Source organism: Streptomyces sp. PT12 (assembly GCF_003311645.1).
In the GTDB taxonomy this organism is placed as follows: Bacteria; Actinomycetota; Actinomycetes; order Streptomycetales; family Streptomycetaceae; genus Streptomyces.
Genome location: NZ_QEST01000129.1, coordinates 127,933 through 146,941 on the forward strand (window position 1 = coordinate 127,933; position 19,009 = coordinate 146,941).

General features: G+C 73.1%; 22 protein-coding genes and 1 pseudogene. 15 read left to right on the forward strand and 8 right to left on the reverse strand.

What is annotated here, in order from left to right; translation table 11 throughout:
• The first annotated feature begins 13 nt into the window (after positions 1-13).
• Positions 14-1,807: a bifunctional UDP-sugar hydrolase/5'-nucleotidase gene (locus DEH69_RS14285; RefSeq protein ID WP_113687319.1), complete on the forward strand. Its 1,794-nt coding sequence runs from the start codon at positions 14-16 to the stop codon at positions 1,805-1,807.
• 80 nt (positions 1,808-1,887) lie between these two features.
• Here the strand turns inward: DEH69_RS14285 and DEH69_RS14290 are convergent, their stop codons facing one another.
• Both DEH69_RS14290 and DEH69_RS14295 read right to left on the reverse strand, forming a co-directional pair.
• Positions 1,888-2,556 carry a 4'-phosphopantetheinyl transferase gene (locus DEH69_RS14290; RefSeq protein ID WP_113687407.1) on the reverse strand — a complete coding sequence of 223 codons (669 nt, stop codon included), beginning with the start codon at positions 2,554-2,556 and terminating at the stop codon, positions 1,888-1,890.
• 44 nt (positions 2,557-2,600) lie between these two features.
• Positions 2,601-3,449: a metallophosphoesterase gene (locus DEH69_RS14295; protein WP_113687320.1), complete on the reverse strand. Its 849-nt coding sequence runs from the start codon at positions 3,447-3,449 to the stop codon at positions 2,601-2,603.
• 88 nt (positions 3,450-3,537) lie between these two features.
• Here DEH69_RS14295 and soxR point away from each other — a divergent pair, with 88 nt between their 5' ends.
• On the forward strand, positions 3,538-4,062 hold the full coding sequence (soxR, locus tag DEH69_RS14300; protein WP_113687321.1) for a redox-sensitive transcriptional activator SoxR: 525 nt from the start codon (positions 3,538-3,540) through the stop codon (positions 4,060-4,062).
• Positions 4,063-4,118: 56 nt separating this feature from the next.
• Here soxR and DEH69_RS14305 read toward each other — a convergent pair.
• The 3 genes and pseudogenes from DEH69_RS14305 to DEH69_RS14315 all read right to left on the reverse strand — a co-directional run.
• Positions 4,119-4,999, reverse strand: a pseudogene (locus DEH69_RS14305) (ATP-binding protein); the annotation flags it as partial.
• Positions 5,000-5,304: 305 nt separating this feature from the next.
• Positions 5,305-6,324, reverse strand: coding sequence for a LacI family DNA-binding transcriptional regulator (locus DEH69_RS14310; RefSeq protein ID WP_113687322.1), 1,020 nt, complete (start codon positions 6,322-6,324; stop codon positions 5,305-5,307).
• A 134-nt stretch (positions 6,325-6,458) separates the two neighbouring features.
• A complete protein-coding gene (locus DEH69_RS14315) occupies positions 6,459-7,214 on the reverse strand; it encodes a response regulator transcription factor (protein WP_113687323.1) in 756 nt (251 codons plus the stop codon).
• Between the two features lie 213 nt (positions 7,215-7,427).
• On the opposite strand from DEH69_RS14315, the gene DEH69_RS14320 reads away from it, so the two are divergent.
• The 6 genes from DEH69_RS14320 to DEH69_RS14340 all read left to right on the forward strand — a co-directional run bounded on the left by DEH69_RS14320 (position 7,428) and on the right by DEH69_RS14340 (position 10,872).
• A complete protein-coding gene (locus DEH69_RS14320) occupies positions 7,428-7,694 on the forward strand; it encodes a MoaD/ThiS family protein (RefSeq protein WP_113687324.1) in 267 nt (88 codons plus the stop codon).
• A complete protein-coding gene (locus DEH69_RS14325) occupies positions 7,691-8,473 on the forward strand; it encodes a hypothetical protein (RefSeq protein ID WP_113687325.1) in 783 nt (260 codons plus the stop codon). Before DEH69_RS14320 ends, DEH69_RS14325 begins: the two co-directional genes overlap by 4 nt.
• 155 nt (positions 8,474-8,628) lie before the next feature.
• The gene (locus DEH69_RS14330) at positions 8,629-9,348 is read left to right on the forward strand and encodes a DUF2993 domain-containing protein (RefSeq protein WP_113687326.1); all 720 of its coding nucleotides are present in this window, start codon (positions 8,629-8,631) and stop codon (positions 9,346-9,348) included.
• Positions 9,349-9,451: 103 nt separating this feature from the next.
• Positions 9,452-9,550: a putative leader peptide gene (locus DEH69_RS33645; RefSeq protein WP_369008271.1), complete on the forward strand. Its 99-nt coding sequence runs from the start codon at positions 9,452-9,454 to the stop codon at positions 9,548-9,550.
• A gap of 111 nt (positions 9,551-9,661) precedes the next feature.
• Positions 9,662-10,501, forward strand: coding sequence for a sulfurtransferase (locus DEH69_RS14335; protein ID WP_113687327.1), 840 nt, complete (start codon positions 9,662-9,664; stop codon positions 10,499-10,501).
• An 83-nt stretch (positions 10,502-10,584) separates the two neighbouring features.
• Entirely contained in the window at positions 10,585-10,872 is a 288-nt protein-coding gene (locus DEH69_RS14340) for a DUF1416 domain-containing protein (protein WP_113687328.1), read from the forward strand.
• 119 nt (positions 10,873-10,991) lie between these two features.
• Here the strand turns inward: DEH69_RS14340 and DEH69_RS14345 are convergent, their stop codons facing one another.
• Complete coding sequence (locus tag DEH69_RS14345) at positions 10,992-11,354, reverse strand: DsrE family protein (protein ID WP_113687329.1); 363 nt, start codon at positions 11,352-11,354, stop codon at positions 10,992-10,994.
• 410 nt (positions 11,355-11,764) lie between these two features.
• On the opposite strand from DEH69_RS14345, the gene DEH69_RS14350 reads away from it, so the two are divergent.
• Complete coding sequence (locus tag DEH69_RS14350; protein ID WP_113687330.1) at positions 11,765-12,319, forward strand: FABP family protein; 555 nt, start codon at positions 11,765-11,767, stop codon at positions 12,317-12,319.
• A gap of 489 nt (positions 12,320-12,808) precedes the next feature.
• On the opposite strand, the gene DEH69_RS14355 is transcribed toward DEH69_RS14350, so the two are convergent.
• Positions 12,809-13,564 (reverse strand): SDR family oxidoreductase, encoded by a 756-nt coding sequence (locus DEH69_RS14355; protein ID WP_113687331.1) that lies wholly within the window; start codon positions 13,562-13,564, stop codon positions 12,809-12,811.
• 238 nt (positions 13,565-13,802) lie between these two features.
• Here DEH69_RS14355 and DEH69_RS14360 point away from each other — a divergent pair, with 238 nt between their 5' ends.
• Both DEH69_RS14360 and DEH69_RS14365 read left to right on the forward strand, forming a co-directional pair.
• On the forward strand, positions 13,803-14,252 hold the full coding sequence (locus DEH69_RS14360) for a Fur family transcriptional regulator (protein ID WP_113687332.1): 450 nt from the start codon (positions 13,803-13,805) through the stop codon (positions 14,250-14,252).
• 9 nt (positions 14,253-14,261) lie between these two features.
• On the forward strand, positions 14,262-15,236 hold the full coding sequence (locus DEH69_RS14365) for a folate-binding protein YgfZ (protein ID WP_113687333.1): 975 nt from the start codon (positions 14,262-14,264) through the stop codon (positions 15,234-15,236).
• 32 nt (positions 15,237-15,268) lie between these two features.
• On the opposite strand, the gene dtd is transcribed toward DEH69_RS14365, so the two are convergent.
• Entirely contained in the window at positions 15,269-15,694 is a 426-nt protein-coding gene (dtd, locus tag DEH69_RS14370; protein ID WP_113687408.1) for a D-aminoacyl-tRNA deacylase, read from the reverse strand.
• A gap of 154 nt (positions 15,695-15,848) precedes the next feature.
• Between dtd and DEH69_RS14375 the strand changes: the two genes are divergently transcribed.
• From DEH69_RS14375 to DEH69_RS14385, 4 genes are all read left to right on the forward strand, one after another.
• Positions 15,849-16,373, forward strand: a complete 525-nt coding sequence (locus DEH69_RS14375) for an ABC transporter substrate-binding protein (protein WP_113687334.1) — start codon at positions 15,849-15,851, stop codon at positions 16,371-16,373.
• An 18-nt stretch (positions 16,374-16,391) separates the two neighbouring features.
• Positions 16,392-17,279: an asparaginase gene (locus DEH69_RS14380; protein ID WP_113687335.1), complete on the forward strand. Its 888-nt coding sequence runs from the start codon at positions 16,392-16,394 to the stop codon at positions 17,277-17,279.
• 202 nt (positions 17,280-17,481) lie between these two features.
• Entirely contained in the window at positions 17,482-17,637 is a 156-nt protein-coding gene (locus tag DEH69_RS31525) for a hypothetical protein (protein ID WP_181727432.1), read from the forward strand.
• A 62-nt stretch (positions 17,638-17,699) separates the two neighbouring features.
• Positions 17,700-18,947 (forward strand): GNAT family N-acetyltransferase, encoded by a 1,248-nt coding sequence (locus DEH69_RS14385; RefSeq protein ID WP_113687336.1) that lies wholly within the window; start codon positions 17,700-17,702, stop codon positions 18,945-18,947.
• Positions 18,948-19,009 lie beyond the last annotated feature (62 nt).

Below are 19,009 nucleotides of genomic sequence, written 5' to 3' on the forward strand. Positions count from 1 at the left end.
GAGTGATCCGCTCATGCACGCACGGATGTTCAGGCTGACCGCCGGGGCGGCCCTACTCGCGGCGGCCGGGGCGCTCGCCGTCGCCCTCCCGGCCGCGCAGGCCGCGCCCGACCAGGAGGGCCGCGACGGCTGGGTGCCGGTGGACGGGATGAAGGTCGACCTCCAGGTGCTGGCCATCAACGACCTGCACGGCGCCCTCGAGCCGCCCACCGGCTCGAACGGCGAGCTGACCCACGAGAACGAGGACGGCACCACCGAGACGATCACCGCGGGCGGCGTCGAGTACCTGGCCACCGGGCTGCGGGAGGCCCGCGAGGGCGAGCGGCGCTCGGTGACCGTCGCGGCGGGCGACCTGGTCGGCGCGACGCCGCTGCTCTCGGGCCTCTTCCACGACGAGCCCACGATCGAGGCGCTCAACGAGCTCGACATGGACGTCGCGGGCGTCGGCAACCACGAGTTCGACGAGGGCTGGGAGGAGCTGATCCGCCTCCAGGAGGGCGGCTGCCACCCGGAGGACGGCTGCTACGCGGAGGACCGCGAGTTCGAGGGCTCCGACTTCCCCTACCTCGCGGCCAACGTGGTCGACGAGGACACCGGCGAGCCGATCCTGGCGCCCTACGCGATCCAGAACCTGCGCGGGATCAAGGTCGGCTTCATCGGCGTCACCCTGGAGGGCACGGCCGACATCGTGCCCCAGGAGGGCATCGAGGGCCTGGAATTCCTCGACGAGGTCGAGACGATCAACCGCTACACCGAGGAGCTCGCCGACCAGGGCGTCAACGCGGTCATCGCGCTCGTCCACGAGGGCGGCTATCCCGCGTCGCCCGCGTACAACGCCGACTGCGGCACGGACGGCGCCAACCTGTCGGGCCCGATCACCGAGATCGCCGCGAATACCGACGCCCGCGTGGACGCGCTGGTCACGGGCCACACCCACCAGCCGTATGTGTGCAGCGTCCCCGACCCCGCGGGCAACGACCGCCTGGTCACGTCGGCCTCGTCCAACGGCCGCCTGTTCACCGAGCTCAACATGACCTACGACCGCCGCGTGAAGGACATCGTGCGCACCTCGGTCGAGGGCAGCAACCGGGTCGTGGACCGCGAGCAGGAGCCCGCCGCCGACCTGACCGAGCTGCTTGCCTACTGGAAGGACCTGGCCACGCCGGTCGCCAACGCGCCCATCGGCTGGATCGCCGAGGACATCACGGGCCGTGGCACGGGGACGCCCGAGTTCCCGCTGGGCGACCTGATCGCCGACGCGCAGCTGGCGCACGCGCTCGACCTCGACCCCGAGGCCGATCTGGCCCTGATGAACCCGGGCGGCGTCCGCGCCGACCTCACCTACGCGGCCTCGGGCGACGAGGGCGACGGCGTCGTCACCTATGGCGAGGGCTTCACGGTCCAGCCGTTCTCCAACACGGTCAACCTGGTGGACCTCACCGGCGAGCAGCTGCTCTCGGTGCTGCGCGAGCAGGTCACGGGCGTCAACGAGGCGTCGCCCAAGATCCTCCAGCCGTCCGCTGGTCTCGCCTACACGCTCGACCTGACGCGTTCGGGCGCTGACCGGATCGTGGCCGACACGGTCACGGTCGGCGGCGAGCCGCTTGACCCCGCGGCCACCTACCGGGTGGCGGTCAACTCGTTCCTCGCGGGCGGCGGCGACGGCTTCGCCACGCTGGCCGATGGCGGGAACCCGCTGGTCGGCGAGGACGACATGGCGGTGTTCAGCGCCTATCTGACGGCCAACTCAAGCGAGGGCGCGCCGCTCGCGGCCCCGGCCGCCGACCGCATCACCGTGGTCGAGTAGCCGCGGGACGGACGACGAAGCGCGCGGCGCCCGGGACACCCCGGGCGCCGCGTTCGTGCGCACATCCCTCAGCGCGTCGCTCAGGAGGAGTGCGGCACCGCGATCGCCGTGACCACCAGGCCGCGCTCGGCCAGGAACCGCCCGGAGAACGCGGGCAGCCGCACCCCGCCCACCACGGGGCCCGGCACGAGCAGCGTCGCGGTGAACGTCCCGGCCTCCGGGTCGATGTCGATGCGCGCCTCCTCGAAGTCGAGCCACTTGCGCGTCAGCGGGAACCACGCCTTGTAGACGCTCTCCTTGGCGCTGAAGAGGAGCCGGTCCCAGGAGACGCCGGGGCGCATGGCGTTCAGCCGGGGCAGCGCCGCACGCTCGGCGGGCAGCGCGATGGTCTCGAGCAGCCCCTCGTTGGGCAGCGGCTCGTCGGGCTCCGCGTCGATCCCGACGCTGGCCAGCTCGCCGGCCCGCGCCACGGCCGCGCCTCGGTAGCCGCGGCAGTGCGTCATGCTGCCCACGAACCCCTCGGGCCACCCCGGCGCGCCGCGCTCGCCCGGCAGCAGCGGAACGCGCGGCCCGCCGAGCGACGCGAGCGCGTCGCGCGCGCACCCGCGCACGGTGGCGAACTCCGCGCGCCTGGACTCGACGGCGCGCGCGACGTGCGCCGCCTCCTCGGGGAAGAGCGCCGGGGGCTCCGCCGCGTCGGCGAACGCCTCGACCACCGCGGCCGAAGGCGGCAGCAGCCCGCCGAGCAACGTGCTCCCGACCGTTCCGCCGACCTGTTCGCTCACCGTGTCGCTCAACGCTCCACCGCCGTCCTCTCCTTGGGCAGGACGGGCACGAGCCGCCCCGGGTCCTTGAGCCACCGCTGCCACTCGCGCGGGTAGCCGAGCGACACCTCGTGGTGCGGCACCCCGTCGTGGTGGGTCAGCCGGTGGATGTGCAGATGGCCGTAGACGACGCTGGCCGCGTGGAACCGCAGCGGCCAGTCGGCCGTGGCCTCGGTCCCGCACCACAGCGCGAACTCGGGATAGCGCAGCACCCGGGTGGGCTCGCGCACCAGCGGGTAGTGGTTGACGAGCACGGTGGGCACGCCGGGCGGCAGCTCGGCGGCGAGCCTGGCCTCGGTGGCCGCGACGCGCGCCCGCGACCACGCCTCGCGGCTGGGGTACGGATCGTGCTTGAGCATGAACTCGTCCGTGCAGATCACGCCCGCGTTCTCCGCGACCTCGAGGGCCTCGGCCTTGGTGGCCGTCCCCGCGGGCCTGAACGAGTAGTCGTAGAGCAGGAACAGCGGCACGATCACGGCGGGGCCGCCCTCGCCCTCCCACACGGGGTAGGGGTCCTCGGGCGTCACGATGCCAAGGCGCCGACACAGGTCGACCAGCCAGCGGTAACGCGCCTCGCCCGTCAGCCGCAGCGGGTCGTCCGGCGGGGTCCACAGCTCGTGGTTCCCCGGGACCCAGATGACCTTGGCGAACCGCTCGGCGAGCAGGCTCAACGCCCACTCGATGTCCTCCGACATCTCGCCGACGTCTCCGGCGACCAGCAGCCAGTCGTCCTCGTCGGCGGGCCGCAGCCGCTCCGTGATCTGCCGGTTCTCGTCGTACCGCACATGCAGATCGCTGATGGCCACCAGCTTCCCCATACGCCCAACTCCCCTCCCCTGCACGGATCAACCCGTCACCCTACCGCATGGACCTCAAGGCTTCTTTAAGTCCCGATACGATGGGAACATGCCGCCTGCCCCCATCGCCAAGGAACTCACCATCGGACAGCTGGCCCGGCGCAGCGGGGTCGCGACCTCCGCGCTCAGATTCTACGAGGACCAGGGGCTGATCAGCAGCCGCCGCACCTCGGGCAACCAGCGCCGCTACGCGCGCGACACGCTGCGCCGGGTGGCGTTCATCCGGGTCTCGCAGAACGTCGGGATGCCGCTGACGGCGATCCGGGACGCCCTGTCCAGGCTGCCCGAGAGCCGCACGCCCAACCGGCAGGACTGGGCGGAGGTCTCGTCGTACTGGCGGGCCGATCTGGACGCCAGGATCCGGCAGTTGACGCGGCTGCGGGACGGCCTGACCGAGTGCATCGGCTGCGGCTGCCTGTCCCTGGAGAGCTGCGTGCTGGCCAACCCGTACGACATCTGCGGCGAGTCGGGCTGCGGCCCCAGGCGGCTGCTCGACGACCCGGAGGGCGCCAACGGCGGCGAGGGCCGCGGCTTGTGCGGGCCCGCGCCCGTGAAGCGCGTGCCGGTGGGCTGACAGGGCAATACAGCTAGGGCGCCCAAGGGCCCGTCCTCCGGGGTGTCCGGCAGGGGCGGCGGCGGGCCCTTCGCGCCCGGCAGGGTCAGCAGCGCCTCCGTGCCGCCCCCTGGCGCCGGGCGCAGCGCGACGGCGCCGCCGTTCTCCCGCACGGTCCTGGCCACGATCGAGAGCCCGAGCCCCGGGCCCGGCAGGCCCCGCGCGCCCGGCGCACGCCAGAAGCGCTCGAACACGTGCGGCAGCTCGTCCGGCGGGATCCCGGGCCCGTGGTCCCTGATCGACAGCGCGCCCCCGGCCAGCGCGACCCGCACGCCGCGCGGGTCCCCCGCGCCGAACTTGACGGCGTTGTCCAGCAGGTTGACCACCGCGCGCTCGAGCGGCGCTGGCTCCGCGCGCACGAACCACGGCTCGCGCTCCGCGTCGATCGGCAGCGCGCGGGCGCGCCCCGCGCGACCGCGCGCCCCGCGATCTCGTGCAGCGCCACCACCTCGCGCCGCGCGCCCCCGCCCACCACCTCGGGTCTCGACAGCTCCCGGAGGTCGCCGATCAACGCGCCGAGCTCGGCCAGCTGCGCCTTCACCGAGGCGAGCAGCCGCCGCCTGTCGTCGTCGGGCAGCGGGCGGCCCGTCTCCTCGCTGCGCACCAGCAGATCGACGTTGGTCCGCAGCGAGGTCAGCGGCGTGCGCAGCTCGTGCCCCGCGTCGGCGATGAGCTGCCGCTGGAGCTCGCGCGACGAGGCCAGCGCCTCGGTCATCGCGTTGAACGAGCGCGAGAGCCGCGCGATCTCGTCGTCCCCCGCCACGGGGATGCGCACGGACAGGTCCTCGGTGCGCGCGATGTGCTCGGCGGCGTCCGTGAGCCGGTCCACCGGGCGCAGCCCCGCGCGGGCCAGGGCGACCCCGATCCCCGCGGCGCCCACCGCGCCCGCCGCGGCGACGAGCGCCTTCGTCCGGCATCCCCCTCGGCCCCCCGGACGAACTCCCGGCTGCAGACACCGGACGAAGCCCGCCGCACGGAAACGCGCGCGAAGCCCGCCGCGCGAACGCCCAGGCAAGCCCGAGGCGCGGGTACCGGACAACTCCGGGAGGGGCCGCCCGGGCGAAGCCCGGAACGGGGACCGGGCGAAGCCCGGACAGGAAGGCCGGGGAAGCCCGGGGCCGGGGAGGGGAAGGAGCACCGGGCTTAAGCGGGCTGGAAACGCCCGGCAAGGGCTTAAGCGGGCTGGAAACGCCCGGCAAGGGCTCAGCAACCGCACGAACGCCTGATGCGCAGGGCCGCGGGGAACTGGCGCAGGCGGTCGGACGGGCCGTTCCCGCCGTTCTCCGAGTCGCCTATCGCCAGGTCGACCGCCGCGCGGGCCATCGCCTCGCGGTCCGAGCCGACGGTGGTGAGCGGCGGGTCGGTCAGGCCCGCCTCCTTGACGTCGTCGAAGCCCGCGACGGCCAGCTCGCCCGGCACATCGATCCGCAGCTCGCGCGCGGCCCGCAGCACGCCGATCGCCTGGTCGTCCGTCGCGCACATGATCGCGGGCGGCCGTTCGGGCCCCGCCAGCAGCTCGAGCGCGACCTTGTAAGCGTCGTAACGGTTGTACGGGGCCTTGAACAGCCGCCCCTCGGTGGGGAGTCCCGCCTCGGCCATCGCCTGGCGCCAGCCGGTGACGTGGTCGGTGACCGGGTCGCCCGACTCGGGCGTCGAGTCCACCCCGCCCAGGCACGCGACATACGCGTGGCCGTGGCCGAGCAGGTGCGCGGTGACGCGCTGCGCGCCCCCGATGTCGTCGAGCACGACTGCCACGTCGTCGATCGCGTCGGGCCGCCGGTGCAGCAGCACCACGCGGGCGTCCCACGCGTCGATCTCGGTCGCCGCGTGCTCGCTCGGGCCCTGGCTGATCAGGATCAGCCCCGAGACCCGCATCCCCAGGAACGCCCGCAGGTAGTGGACCTCGCGCTCGTCGGCGTAGTCGGAGTTCCCGACGAGGACCATCTTGCCGCGCTCGGCCGCCGCCTGCTCGACGGCGTGTGCCATCTCCGCGAAGAACGGCTGGCGCGCGTCCGGCACGATCAGACCTATGAGGTCCGTGCGTTGCGACGCCATCGCCTGCGCGACGCGGTCGGGCCGGTACCCCAGCTCCTTGATGGCGTTGAGCACCCGCTCGCGCGTGCCCGCGGCCACCGGTCGGGGGCCGTTGTTGATGACATAGCTGACGACGGCGGTCGACGTTCCCGCCAGTCGCGCCACATCGTCCCGCGTCACCTTGGCCACGGCGCGTAGTCTACGCGCGCAACCGGCTCCCCCGATACGGGGTGAACGTCCGGGATACGGGAATGAACGTCTCACCCCCGGGCGCGGGCTCGGGCGCGGGCTCGCGGGCCCGCGCCCGGTGCCGACGCCCAGGCTCAGGCGCGGCGGGCCGCGGCCTCCTTGACGACCTGCTCGGCCTCGCGCGTGATCGCGCGCGCCTGGTGGTCCTCGGCCTTCTCCTTCTCGGGCACCACGAAGCGGTAACCGACGTTCCGCACCGTGCCGATGAGCGACTCGTGCTCGGGCCCGAGCTTGGCGCGCAGCCGACGGACGTGCACGTCCACGGTGCGGGTGCCGCCGAAGTAGTCGTAGCCCCACACCTCCTGGAGCAGCTGGGCGCGGGTGAAGACCCGACCCGGGTGCTGCGCCAGGTACTTGAGCAGCTCGAACTCCTTGAACGTCAGGTCGAGCACGCGGCCCTTGAGCTTGGCGCTGTACGTCGCCTCGTCCACGGAGAGATCGCCGTTGCGGATCTCCATCGGGCTGTCGTCGGCGGACAGTTGCTGGCGCCCGGTGGCCAGCCGCAGCCTGGCCTCCACCTCGGCGGGACCCGCGGTGTCGAGCACCACGTCGTCCACGCCCCAGTCGGCGGTGACGGCGGCGAGGCCGCCCTCGGTCACGATCAGCACGAGCGGGCAGCCGGGACCCGTGGAGCGGAGCAGCTGGCAGAGCGAACGCACCTGTGGAAGGTCCTTGCGGCCGTCGATGAGGATGACGTCCGCGCTCGGCGCGTCCACCAGCGCGGGGCCCTCGGCGGGAGCCACCCGCACGTTGTGCAGGAGCAGCTCAAGCGCGGGGAGCACCTGGGACGACGGCTGAAGGGCGTTGGTCAGGAGAAGCAGCGAGCTCATCAGGGGGCGTTCCTTCCTCAGTCCTGGCGAGGGGACGATTCGAGCGGCTCTGCCCAGAAAGCGCGAAAGGACCCGGCGCGGCAACAGTGCCCGGATCCTTACATCGCCAGCAGCATAGCCGAAACAATTCACCTGGCGCAGGGGCGCGGGTCACACTTCTGTCTCCGCGGGGGCCATGATGGGGGCGGCAGGACCGGGAGGAGAGGCGGGCGGATGGCGAGGGGCACGATCCGTTACTGGGCGGCGGCGAAGGCCGCGGCGGGGACGGCGGAGGAGGCGTACGAGGCCACCACGCTGGCCGCCGCGCTGAGCGAGGCGCGGAACAGGCACGCGGACAGCCCGGAGTTCGAACGGGTGCTGGTGCGCTGCTCGTTCCTGGTCAACGGGCAGCAGGTCGGCAAGCGCGGCCATGACGCGGTGACGCTCCCCGAGGGCGGCACGGTCGAGGTGCTGCCGCCGTTCGCGGGAGGTGCCGCGTGAGCGCCGCGCCCGCCGCCGCGCCACCGGGGCCGCGGCACCGCGCGCGCTCGCCGATCATCCCGCCGGGGATCAAGCCCGCCGCGCTGACCGCGGCGCTGGCCGCGCTGCTCGCCGTCGGCGCCTCGGTGGGCCAGCTCGCCGCGCTGCCCGCGGTCGTGGTGCTCCAGGCGGTGACGGCCGCGGGCTGGTTCAGGCTGAACGGGATGTGGCCAGCGCGGCAGGGCATCGCGCTCGCGTTCGCTGGCGGGCTCGCGGCGGACGCCGCCGTGGTGCTCGCCGATCCCGAAGGGGCGCCCGAGGCGGTGCTCGGGGTGCTCGGGGTGTGGTTCGTGCTGGTGCTGGTGCTCCAGCTGCGCCACCGCGGCTCGCCCGACGAGCGCCTTGACGCGCTGACGGCCACGGCCGCCGCCACGCTGCTGACCCTCGCCGCCGCGGGGCACCTGGCCGCGGTGGACGTCTCGGGCGCCGCGGTGGCGGTGACGGCGTGCGGGGTCGGCGTCGCCGCGCTGGGCCGCGGGGTGCCAGGGCCCGGGGTGGTCTCGCTCGCGCTCGCGCTGCTGCTGGCCGCGGGGGTCGGCCTGGTGGCGGGCGACCGCGTGCACGGCATGGGCTCGGACGGGCTCGCCCTGGCGCTTGCGGGCGGGGTCTGCGCGCTGATCGGGCTGCGGGTGGCCAGCTATGACTTCCCTTCCCGCTTCGTGCACTTCACCGCGGGGGTCGCCCTGCCCCTGACCGCCGCGGCGCCCGCCGTGTACCCGCTGGCGCGCACGCTGTTCTGACCGCGGGCGTGAGCCCGGGCGTGAACCGGCCCCGTGCACCCCGTGTGACCCCTCTGTAACGGCCCTGCTGCAAGCGCGCCCCCGACGGGCTGCGGTGCCGCACAGCGGGTTACGCTCGCGACGCTTTTCTTGACCACACAGGGGGAACACACCCGATGCGCGCACTGCGAATAAGCCTGATCGTCGTCGGCGTCCTGCTGCTTCTCGGCATCGCCGCCGACCGGGTCGCCGTGTGGGTGGCGCAGAACGAAGTGGCGTCGCGGGCGCGCACCACGCTCGACCTCTCCTCCGAGCCCGATGTCACGATCCAGGGCTTCCCGTTCCTCACGCAGGTGTTCAACACCCGCCTCGACCACGTCGACCTGGGCCTCGACTCCTACGAGGCGTCCGTGGACGACCAGACGCTGACCGTGGAGGACCTGGAGGTCGAGCTGCGGAACGTCGAGGTGTCGGGCGACTTCTCGGGCGCGACCGCCGAGACGGCCGAGGGCGGGGGCGTGGTCTCGTACGAGGAGCTGAGCCGGGCCTACGGGGAGCTGCTCGCGGTCGCGGGGAACGGCTTCGCGGTGGAGTTCGGGTACGCGGGCGAAGGGCGGCTGCTGCTAACGCTCCAGGCGAGCGTCATGGGCCAGCACGTCGACGTGGGCGAGGCCCCGGGCGACATCGTGCTCGAGGACGGCGTGGTCACGCTGAGCGTCGACGAGGCGGACATCCCGGACACCGGCCGCCCCGAGCTCCAGGAGGCGGTCCAGGAGCAGCTCGACCAGGAGCGCACCATCAGCGGCCTGCCCGACGGGCTCGAGCTCGACTCGCTGACCCCGACCGAGGAAGGGCTCGCGCTGACGATCTCGGGGAGCCAGGTCTCGGTCGGCTGACGGCCGCCCCGCACGGGCTCATCTCGGATAACGGACGACAACGTCTCGCCATGCGGGCGACCGGTGACACGGGTGTGCCCATTTCCGTACGATCGCGCTCATGATGCGACAGGCTGCGGGCACCCCGACCGGGGGACTCACGAAGCGGCGGGCGGTCGACCTGTGCCGCGTCGCCGCCATGCTCTGTCCCCGCGTCGGCTGACGACCACGCCTCATCTTCCGCGCGCCGACGCGGCGCGCGCACTCTCCGCAAGGGAACGCCCACGCCTCCGGGCGTCCCACCACCCTGCCCGATCGCCGAAGGAGAACGAGTATGAGCCGCAGTGACGTCCTGGTGGACGCCGACTGGGTCCAGGAGCACCTCGACGACGCCGGTGTCGTCATCGTGGAAGTCGACGAGGACACGAGCGCCTACGACAAGAACCACATCAAGAACGCCGTTCGCATCGACTGGAAGAAGGAGCTGCAGGACCCGGTCCGCCGCGACTTCGTCGACCAGGCGGGCTTCGAGGCGCTGCTCTCGGAGAAGGGCATCGGCAACGACGACACCGTCGTGCTGTACGGCGGCAACAACAACTGGTTCGCCGCCTACGCCTACTGGTACTTCAAGCTGTACGGCCACCGCGATGTCCGCCTGCTCGACGGCGGCCGCAAGAAGTGGGAGCTCGACGCCCGCGAGCTGGTCGAGGAGGTGCCCACGCGCGCCGCCACGCAGTACACGGCGCAGCCGCAGGACCTGTCGATCCGCGCGTTCCGCGACGAGGTCGTGGCCGCGATCGGCACCCAGAACCTGGTCGACGTGCGCTCCCCCGACGAGTTCAGCGGCAAGCTCCTGGCCCCGGCGCACCTGCCGCAGGAGCAGTCGCAGGTCGGCGGGCACATCCCGACCGCCCGCAACATCCCCTGGTCCAAGTCGGCCAACGACGACGGGACGTTCCGTTCCGACGAGGAGCTGACCGAGCTGTACCAGGGCGAGGGCGTGGACCTGTCGAAGGACACCATCGCCTACTGCCGCATCGGCGAGCGCTCCGCGCACTCGTGGTTCGTGCTGCACGAGCTGCTCGGCGTGGACAACGTCAAGAACTACGACGGCTCGTGGACGGAGTACGGCTCCCTGGTGGGCGTGCCCGTCGAGACCGGCCCGGCCAAGTAGCCGCGGCCACACCGGCCGACACAGGCACAACGGCCGACACAGGCACACCGGCCGACACAGGCCACGAAGGAGAGGAACGCGCCATGTGCGGAGCGAAGCCGGGCGGTCCTGACGCCGCCTCGATCAAGCAGGGCGAGACGACGATCCAGGGCGAGGTGACCCGGGACGGCGAGCCCGCCACGGGATACGTCCGACTGCTGAACAGCACCGGGGAGTTCACCGCCGAGGTGCCGACCTCGGCCACGGGGCAGTTCCGCTTCTACGCGGCCGAGGGCACCTGGACGGTGCGGGCCCTGGTGCCGGGCGCGACCGCCGACCGCACGGTCGTCGCGCGGCGCGGCGGGCTGACCGAGGTCACCATCGCCGTCTGAACGGCGCGGCGCCGGACACGCGTCGAGGGCCGTGCTCCCCGGGCAGGGGAGCACGGCCCGTTCGCTGGACCCCGTTGCGCGTGATGATGTCGTGACAGGTGGTCGGTGCTCCGGTCGGTTCAGTAGACGAGCGCCTGTACGCCGTCGGGCATGATCTCGCTCACGAATACCTGGGCCCCGGCGATGCGCACGCCGTCGATGACGTCCTCCTCCTCGATCCCCCGCCGGGCGGCACACTGCGTGCACAGCGTGATCTGCCCCCCGGTCATGATTCCGTCGATCAGGTCGGGCAGCGGTGCCGCGTGCGGCAGCTGGAACTCGGCGGCCCTCCCCGGGAGCGCGAACCACGCGGACTCCCCGGTGAGCCAGAGTGAGACCTCCACGCCACTGGCGACGGCGACGGCCGCCACCGTGAACGCCTGCGAGCACCTCTCGGGGGCGTCGGCCCCCGCCGTGACCTTGATGACAAGCTTGTGGGACATGGCACAACCGTAGTCAACGGGGCAACGCTGCTACCGCGTCGTGCCGCAGGTGCCGCAGACCCAGTCGCCTCGCGGGCCCTGGTGCATCATCCCACCACAGTTCGGACAACTCATGATCACACCCTTTCCACGCGCTTAGACGCATCCTGGCCCAAACGCGTTCAGTCGCAGTGATCACAAAACGGTCAAGGCCGCCCGGAAGCCCCGCCTCCGGACGTCCCCCTCAGTCAGATGCCCGCAATGCCGAGGACTAGACTCGGCCGGGTCCGATTTCACATCTCAAGCGGTCTCCGGGAGGAGCAACACTGTGCTCGAAGCGTTCTTCATCACCTTGATGGCGCTGGTCGTCCTGGGCAGCGGCGCCTTTGCCGCGCTGGTCGTGATGAAGCTCTACCAGGGGCAGCGCTGAGATGATCGAGATCCCCTCCGACCTGCACCCCGACCTCGTTCCGCTGGCCTGGCTGCTCGGCACGTGGCAGGGCGCGGGCGTGGCCGAGCTCGACACGTCGTGCAACTTCGGGCAGGAGGCGTCGTTCACCCACGACGGCCGTGACTTCCTCGCGTACGCGTCGCGCACCTGGGTGCTCGACGCCGAGGGCCAGCGGCAGCGCCCGCTCGAATCCGAGCACGGCTTCTGGCGCGTCAGCGAGCGCCAGGTCGAGGCCGTCATGATCCGCGACGACGGCGTGGCCGAGGTCTGGTACGGCGAGCTGGCCGAGGGCAAGCCGCAGATCGACCTGGTCACGGACGCGGTGGCGCGCACGCAACGCTCGGCCCCCTACTCCGGCGGCAAGCGGCTCTACGGCTATGTGAACGGCGACCTGCTGTGGGTCGGCGAGAAGGCGACGCCGTCGGCGCCGCTCAAGCCGTACATGTCGGCGCACCTGAAGAAGGCGGTGGACCCCAGGGAGTGGGTCGCCGACCTCAAGGACCTGCCCGACGACGGAATCACATTCTTCCGCTGACCCACGCGGCACGCGGCACGCTGCCGCTGTGGCTACCATGCCCACCCCCATCACACGCCCGCGAGCCCAACTGCCCCCAGCGGAAGACGCGCCGACCGCAGGCCGCCGAAGCGACACCGGGCGCAGCCCGGCAACCGGCCAACGCCACCCCGCGGCGCACCACCGCTGCGCAGCAGCCCCCGTGCAGCGGGAAACCCGGCGACGGGCCGACGCCGCCCAGCGCCGCAGCTCCGCGCAGCGGAGACTTCACCGACCGCAAGGCGCCAACGGCCGCCTGGCACACCTCCGTTACAGCACAGCGCCCCCGCGCAGCGGAGAACCCGGCGACGGGCCAGCCCCGCACCGCAGCCCCCGCGCAGCGGGAAACCCGGCGACGGGCCGACGCCGCCCAGCGCCGCAGCTCCGCGCAGCGGAGACTTCACCGGCCCCGACGAACACCACCCGCACCTTGTCAACCGGGGCCAGCCACAACGTCGGTCCCCCGGAGGGTCACAGCGTGGGGAGTGCCCCGCCGTCGACCGGGATCAGGGCGCCGGTGACATAGCTCGCCGCGGGCGAGAGCAAGAACGCGGCCACCCTGCCGAACTCCTCCGGCTGCCCGTAGCGGCCCAGCGGGATCGACGCGAGCGTGCGGGCGCGCCCCTCCTGGCCGCTCGAAGCATCGAGCTCCCTGATGCGGTCGGTGAGCACCCGCCCCGGCAGCAGCCCGAAGACGCGCACGCCGCGCGGGCCCACCTCGTCGGCCAGGTCCTTGGCCGCCATCGCGAGGCCGGGGCGCAGGCCGTTGGAGATGCCGAGGCCCCGGATCGGGGAGCGGGCCGAGCTGGAGAGCACCAGGCCGACCGCGCCGCCGTCGCCCAGCCTGCCGACCAGTGTGCGGGCGGCGCGCACCGCGCCGAGGAAGACCGTTTCGAACGCCGCGCGCCACTGCTCGTCCGTCGCCGCGGCGACCGAGCCGGGCGGGGGGCCGCCCACCGAGAGCAGCCCGCCGTCGAGGCGGCCGAAGCCCGACAGCGCCGTCTCCACCAGCCGCTCGGCCGTGTCGGGCGCCGCGAGGTCCGCCTCTATGCCGATCGCCCGGTCCGCGCCGCCGAGCTGGGCGACCGCCGAGGTCACCTTCTCCTCATGGCGCGAGGAGATCACCACGCGCGCCCCCTCGTCCACCAACGCGCGGGCCGTTGCCAGTCCGAGCCCCCTGCTACCGCCCGTCACCACATAGACCCGATCCGCGAGCCCCAGATCCATCGCGCCGCTCCCTTTCTCTCGCCCGTCGCAACGTTGCCCATACTCCCAGCGGTCTCCCGGGCATCCCGCGGGCGACCGCCGCGTCGCTCCCGACGACCGCCCGCGGCCGTCTCGGGCGGCGGCACTTACGGCGGTTTGACAGCCGAGGCCCCAGGATGGGGCCTGCCTCCTCGCACGGACCCCGTCGCGTCCCCTCGGGCGGGGTCCGTGCCCTTCGTTCCCTCTTACACTGGGCCAGGTGGTGAGCACTGACTGGAAGACCGACCTACGCAACCGCGGCTATCGCCTGACGCCTCAGCGGCAGCTGGTGCTTGAGGCTGTCGAAAAGCTCGACCACTCCACGCCCGAGGACATCCTCACCGAGGTCCGCCGCACCGCGGGCGGGGTGAACATCTCGACGGTCTACCGCACGTTGGAGCTCCTGGAGGAGCTGGGCCTGGTGTCGCACACGCACCTGGGCCACGGCGCCCCGACGTACCACCTGGCCGAGCGGCACGACCATCTGCACCTGATGTGCCGGGACTGCGAGTCGGTGATCGAGGCGGACCTGGAGGTGGCCGCCCCGTTCGCCGAGGAGCTGCGCCGCCGCTTCGGCTTCGAGACCGACCTGCGGCACTTCGCCATCTTCGGCCGCTGCGGGGACTGCGCGGCCGCCGCTCCCGGCCGGGATCCCGCCGACGAGTCGTAGGCTGGCGTCATGCCGTCGTATGCGAGCCCGCTGCTCTCCCTGCCAGGAGCCGTCGCCGCCGATGCCCCGGACGCCGGGGTCGCCGCGCACTACGGGGACCTCTTCAAGGAGCAACGGGCGCTTGCCGCCGGCGAGGGCTTTGTCGACCTGTCGCACCGCGAGATCGTGACGGTCACGGGCCCCGACCGGCTCTCCTGGCTGCACCTGCTGCTCACCCAGCACGTCTCCGAGCTGGCGCCCGGGCACGCCACCGAGGCGTTGATCCTCTCCGCCAAGGGCCATATCGAGCACGCGCTCTACCTCGTGGACGACGGCGGGACGGTGTGGCTGCACACCGAGCCCGGCCAGGCCGATTCGCTGATCGCGTACCTGGAGAGCATGAAGTTCTTCTACCGCGTCGACGTCGCCGACCGCACGGGCGAGTTCGCCGTGGTGCACCTGCCCGCGGGCTCGATCGCGCCCGCGCCCGACGGCGCCGTGGTGCGCGAGACGCCGCACGGCCGCGACCTCTTCGTGCCGCGCGGCGAGCTGGCCGCGTTCGCCGAGGGCGTCGGCCAGCCCATCGGCGTGCTGGCGTACGAGGCGCTGCGCGTCGAGGGGCACAGGCCAAGGCTCGGCCGGGAGACCGACCACCGCACGATCCCGCACGAGCTGGGCTGGCTCGACTCCGCGGTGCACCTCCACAAGGGCTGCTACCGGGGCCAGGAAACGGTGGCCCGCGTGCAGAACCTCGGCCGTCCGCCGCGCCGCCTGGTGTTCCTGCACCTGGACGGCAGCGAGGTCACGCTGCCCGAGCACGGCGCCGAGGTGCGGCTGGCCGCCGAAGGCGGCGATGGCCGCGTGCTCGGCTTCGTCACCACGTCGGCCCGCCACCACGAGCTCGGCCCGATCGCGCTGGCCCTCGTCAAGCGGAACGTCCCCGAGGACGCCGAGCTGCTGGCCGGGGGCACCCCGGCGGCGCAGGAGGTCATCGTCGCGGCCTGAGGCCGCGCAGAACCCCGGAGCTGATCCCCGGCTCAGATCTCCAGGAGAACGGTGAAGGGCCCGTCGTTGGTCAGCGAGACACGCATCGACGCGCCGAAGCGGCCCGTCTCCACCGTGGCGCCGAGATCGCGCAGCCGCTCGACCACCAACTCCACCAGTGGCTCGGCGACTTCGCCCGGCGCCGCGGCGCTCCACGTGGGGCGGCGCCCCTTTCGGGCGTCACCGTAGAGAGTGAACTGGGAGACCACGAGGAGCGGCGCGTTGACGTCCGAGCACGACTTCTCGCCGTCGAGCACCCGCAGGGTCCACAGCTTGCGGGCGAGGGCGGCGGCCGTTTCCTCCGTGTCCCCGTGGGTGGCGCCCACCAGCACACACAGGCCCTGGCCCACGATCTCACCGACAGTCTCGCCGCCCACCTCGACGGCCGCGCCGTCCACCCGCTGCACCACAGCTCGCATGCGGGCCATGATGCCGGAACGTTCGTGCGCGGCGCGCGCGCCCGCCGGATGGGTGCCGGATCGCTGCGGTGGCCCGGCGCGCGGTGACACGATGCATGCACGGGGTACGTACCGCGCTACCGCACCACAACGGGGACGAGGGGACTAAAACCGCATGATCACACCGGGTTCCGGTACGCGCAGCGCTCCGTGGAACGCCACGCGGCCCGAGCTGGCCGAGCTGTCCCTGCCCGAGCTGCGCACGCTGCGCCGCGCGGCGCAGCGCGAGGAGGCCGATCTGAGCTTTGTGCGGCGGCTGTTGCAGGGGCGCATCGACATCCTCGAGGCCGAGCGGCGCAGGCGCGTCACGCAGGAGCCGGGGCCGCTCGACCAGCTGCCGCGCATCCTGGCCGACGGCCCGTCGCGGCACCGCTCGTCGGCGCGGCATGTGACGTTGGGCACGCCGCTGAGCGAGGAGTACCGGCAGCTGACCGAGGAGATGCTGGGCGAGGTCGAGCTGTCGGACCTGACGGCCCTCGACGACGACGAGCTGATGGACGCGCTGGGGCGGCTCGCCCGCTGGGAGGCGCGGGTCTCGCGGCGGCGGCAGGCGCTGCACCGGAGGGCGGACGACTGCGGGGCCGAGATCGCCCGCAGGTACCGTGAGGGCGAGGCGCAGGTCGACGACCTGCTGTCCTGACCGAAAGGCTGGTATGTCATGTCCGTGCCGTCGCCCGTGCTCGCGGAGGTGGTCCGTTCGGGCTTCGTCGAGGGGAGGCACCATGGCTCGCTCGTGGTGCTCGCGGCCGACGGCTCCGTGGAACGGGCCCTGGGGGACGTGGAGTCGCCCGTCTTCCCGCGCTCGAGCAACAAGCCGATGCAGGCGGCCGGGATGCTGCGGACCGGGCTCGACCTGTCGGGGGCCAGGCTGGCGATCGCGGCGGGGAGCCACGCGGGCGAGGACTTCCACCGCGAGCTGGTGACCCGGATGCTGGCCGAGCGCGGGCTGACGGCTGAGGCGCTGCGGTGCCCGCCCGACCCAACGCCCACCGCGATGAACTGCTCGGGCAAGCACGCGGGGATGCTCGCGGCCTGCGTGGTCAACGGCTGGCCCGTGGACAGCTATCCCGACCCCGGGCACCCGCTCCAGGTCGCGCTGCGGGAGGCGGTCGAGGCGGCCACGGGGGAGACGGTCGCGCACACCGGCGTGGACGGCTGCGGCGCACCCCTGTTCGCGCTGTCGCTCACGGGGCTTGCGCGGGCGTTCCGGGCGTTCGTGCTGGCCGAGCCCGGCAGCGCGGAACGGCGGGTGGCGGACGCGATGCGCGCGCACCCCGCGTATGTGGCGGGCACGGGCCGCGCGGACACCGTGCTGATGACCAAGGTGCCGGGGCTGCTGGCCAAGGGCGGCGCGGAGGGCGTGCAGGCGGTGGCGCTGCCGGACGGGCGGGCGCTGGCCCTCAAGATCGACGACGGCGCGGCCCGGGCCAGGGGCCCGGTCCTGGCGGCGGCCCTCGCGGGCCTCGGCGCCCCCGCGCACGGCCTCCCCGAGGAGCGCATACTCGGCGGCGGCCGACCCGTGGGCGAGGTCCGCGCGGTCATCTGAACGCCGCGGCCACGGCGAACGCCACGCCCCCCGGGGATTCGATCGCGTCCACACGCGGACCTTATGGGCGGCTTCGTACGCTGAGGGCGTGAGCGGGAAAGTGACACGGGCGAGAGCGACACAGACGAAGGAGGCCGGGTCCGGGTCCGGGGGCCCCGGCGCGGGGGCAGGGTCAAGGGCTGGCCCTGAGGCGGGAGTTGGCGTGGGGTCGGGCGCGGGCTTTGAGCGCGTGCACGGGCGGCTCAAGGCGCTCGACACGGACATCGCGCGGCTCAGGGAGTCCATCGCGGAGCTGCGGCGGACGATCGACAGCCATCAGCAGGAGGTCACGGCGGCGCTGTCGGGCCGTCGGGGGTGAGGGGGCGCGGGGTGGGCGAATTGGCTTGGCTTGCCACCGGGGGAAGCTCGTAGTCTGCGGACATGGATCCGCACATTCGTTCTGTGGCCGGGAGCCGCGCCGATTCCGAGGCATGGCTCAGGGCCGTTTCCACCGGCTTTCTCCATCCCCCCGACGCCATGGCCGAGACGATGGAGCTGCGTTTGGCCAAGCAGGACTTCGCGAGGGCGATCGGCGCGTTCGACGGGGACCGCTGCGTGGCGACGTTCCGCAGCTTCGACCAGGAGCTGACCCTCCCCGGCGGGACGGTGACCTCGGCGAACGCCGTCTCCGGGGTGACCGTGACCGCGACGCACCGGAGGCGTGGGCTGCTCAGCCGGATGATGGCGCACGACTTGGCCGCCGCGAAGGAGCGCGGGCACGCGGCGGCCACGCTGGTCGCCGCCGAGTACGGGATCTACGGGCGGTTCGGCTTCGGCCCGGCCGCCGGGTTCACGCAGTGGCGGGTCCTGAAGAGCCGGGCGGGCCTCGACCCCCGCTGGTCGCTGCCCGAGGGCGAGGGCACCCTGGCGTTCGTCGACGGGGCCGAGGTGCGCAAGCTGGGGCCCGAGCTGCACGATCGTTTCCGGAAGGGGCAGGCCGGGGCGATCCACCGCCCCCCGCTGTTCTGGGAGCGGGCCACGGGCGAGGTCCGGCTCGACCCCGGGCCCTGGCAGGAGCCGTTCCACGCGCTGTACCGGGACGCGGACGGGGTGCCGCAGGGGCTTGTCACCTTCACCACCGACGACAGGTGGGAGGCCGGGCTGCCCGAGGTGACGGCGGCCGTATCGTCGCTGTTCGCCACGACGCCCGCCGCCGAGGCCGCCCTGTGGCGCTTCCTGCTGGCCATCGACTGGGTGGCGGCCGTGGACAGCGGGCGCGCGCCGACCGACTCGCTCCTGACGCTGCTGCTGCCCGACCCCCGCGCCGCGTCTGTCAAGGAGTACGGCGACTTCCTGTGGCTGCGCCCGCTGGATGTGCCGAAGCTGCTGGGCGAGCGGGGCTATGCCGCCGCGGGGCGGCTGGTGCTCGACGTGAAGGATCCCGCGGGCCTGGCCCAGGGTCGTTTCCTGCTCGACGCCTCCCCCGATGGCGCCACCGCGGCCCCGACGGCCGAGGCCGCCGATCTGACGCTGGACGCCGGGGTGTTGGCCCGGCTCTCGCTAGGCGATGAGTCGGCCGTGCGGCTCGTGGCCGGGGGCCTGGTGGACGAGGAAACGCCGGGGGCGGCGGCCCGCGCGGATCTTCTCTTCCGCACGAGCCGCCGCCCTTGGTGCCCCGACATCTTCTGATTTTCCGACCGGATTCACGCCGGACCGCTGACCGGAAACCCGCCCGGCTCCGAGACCTGAGG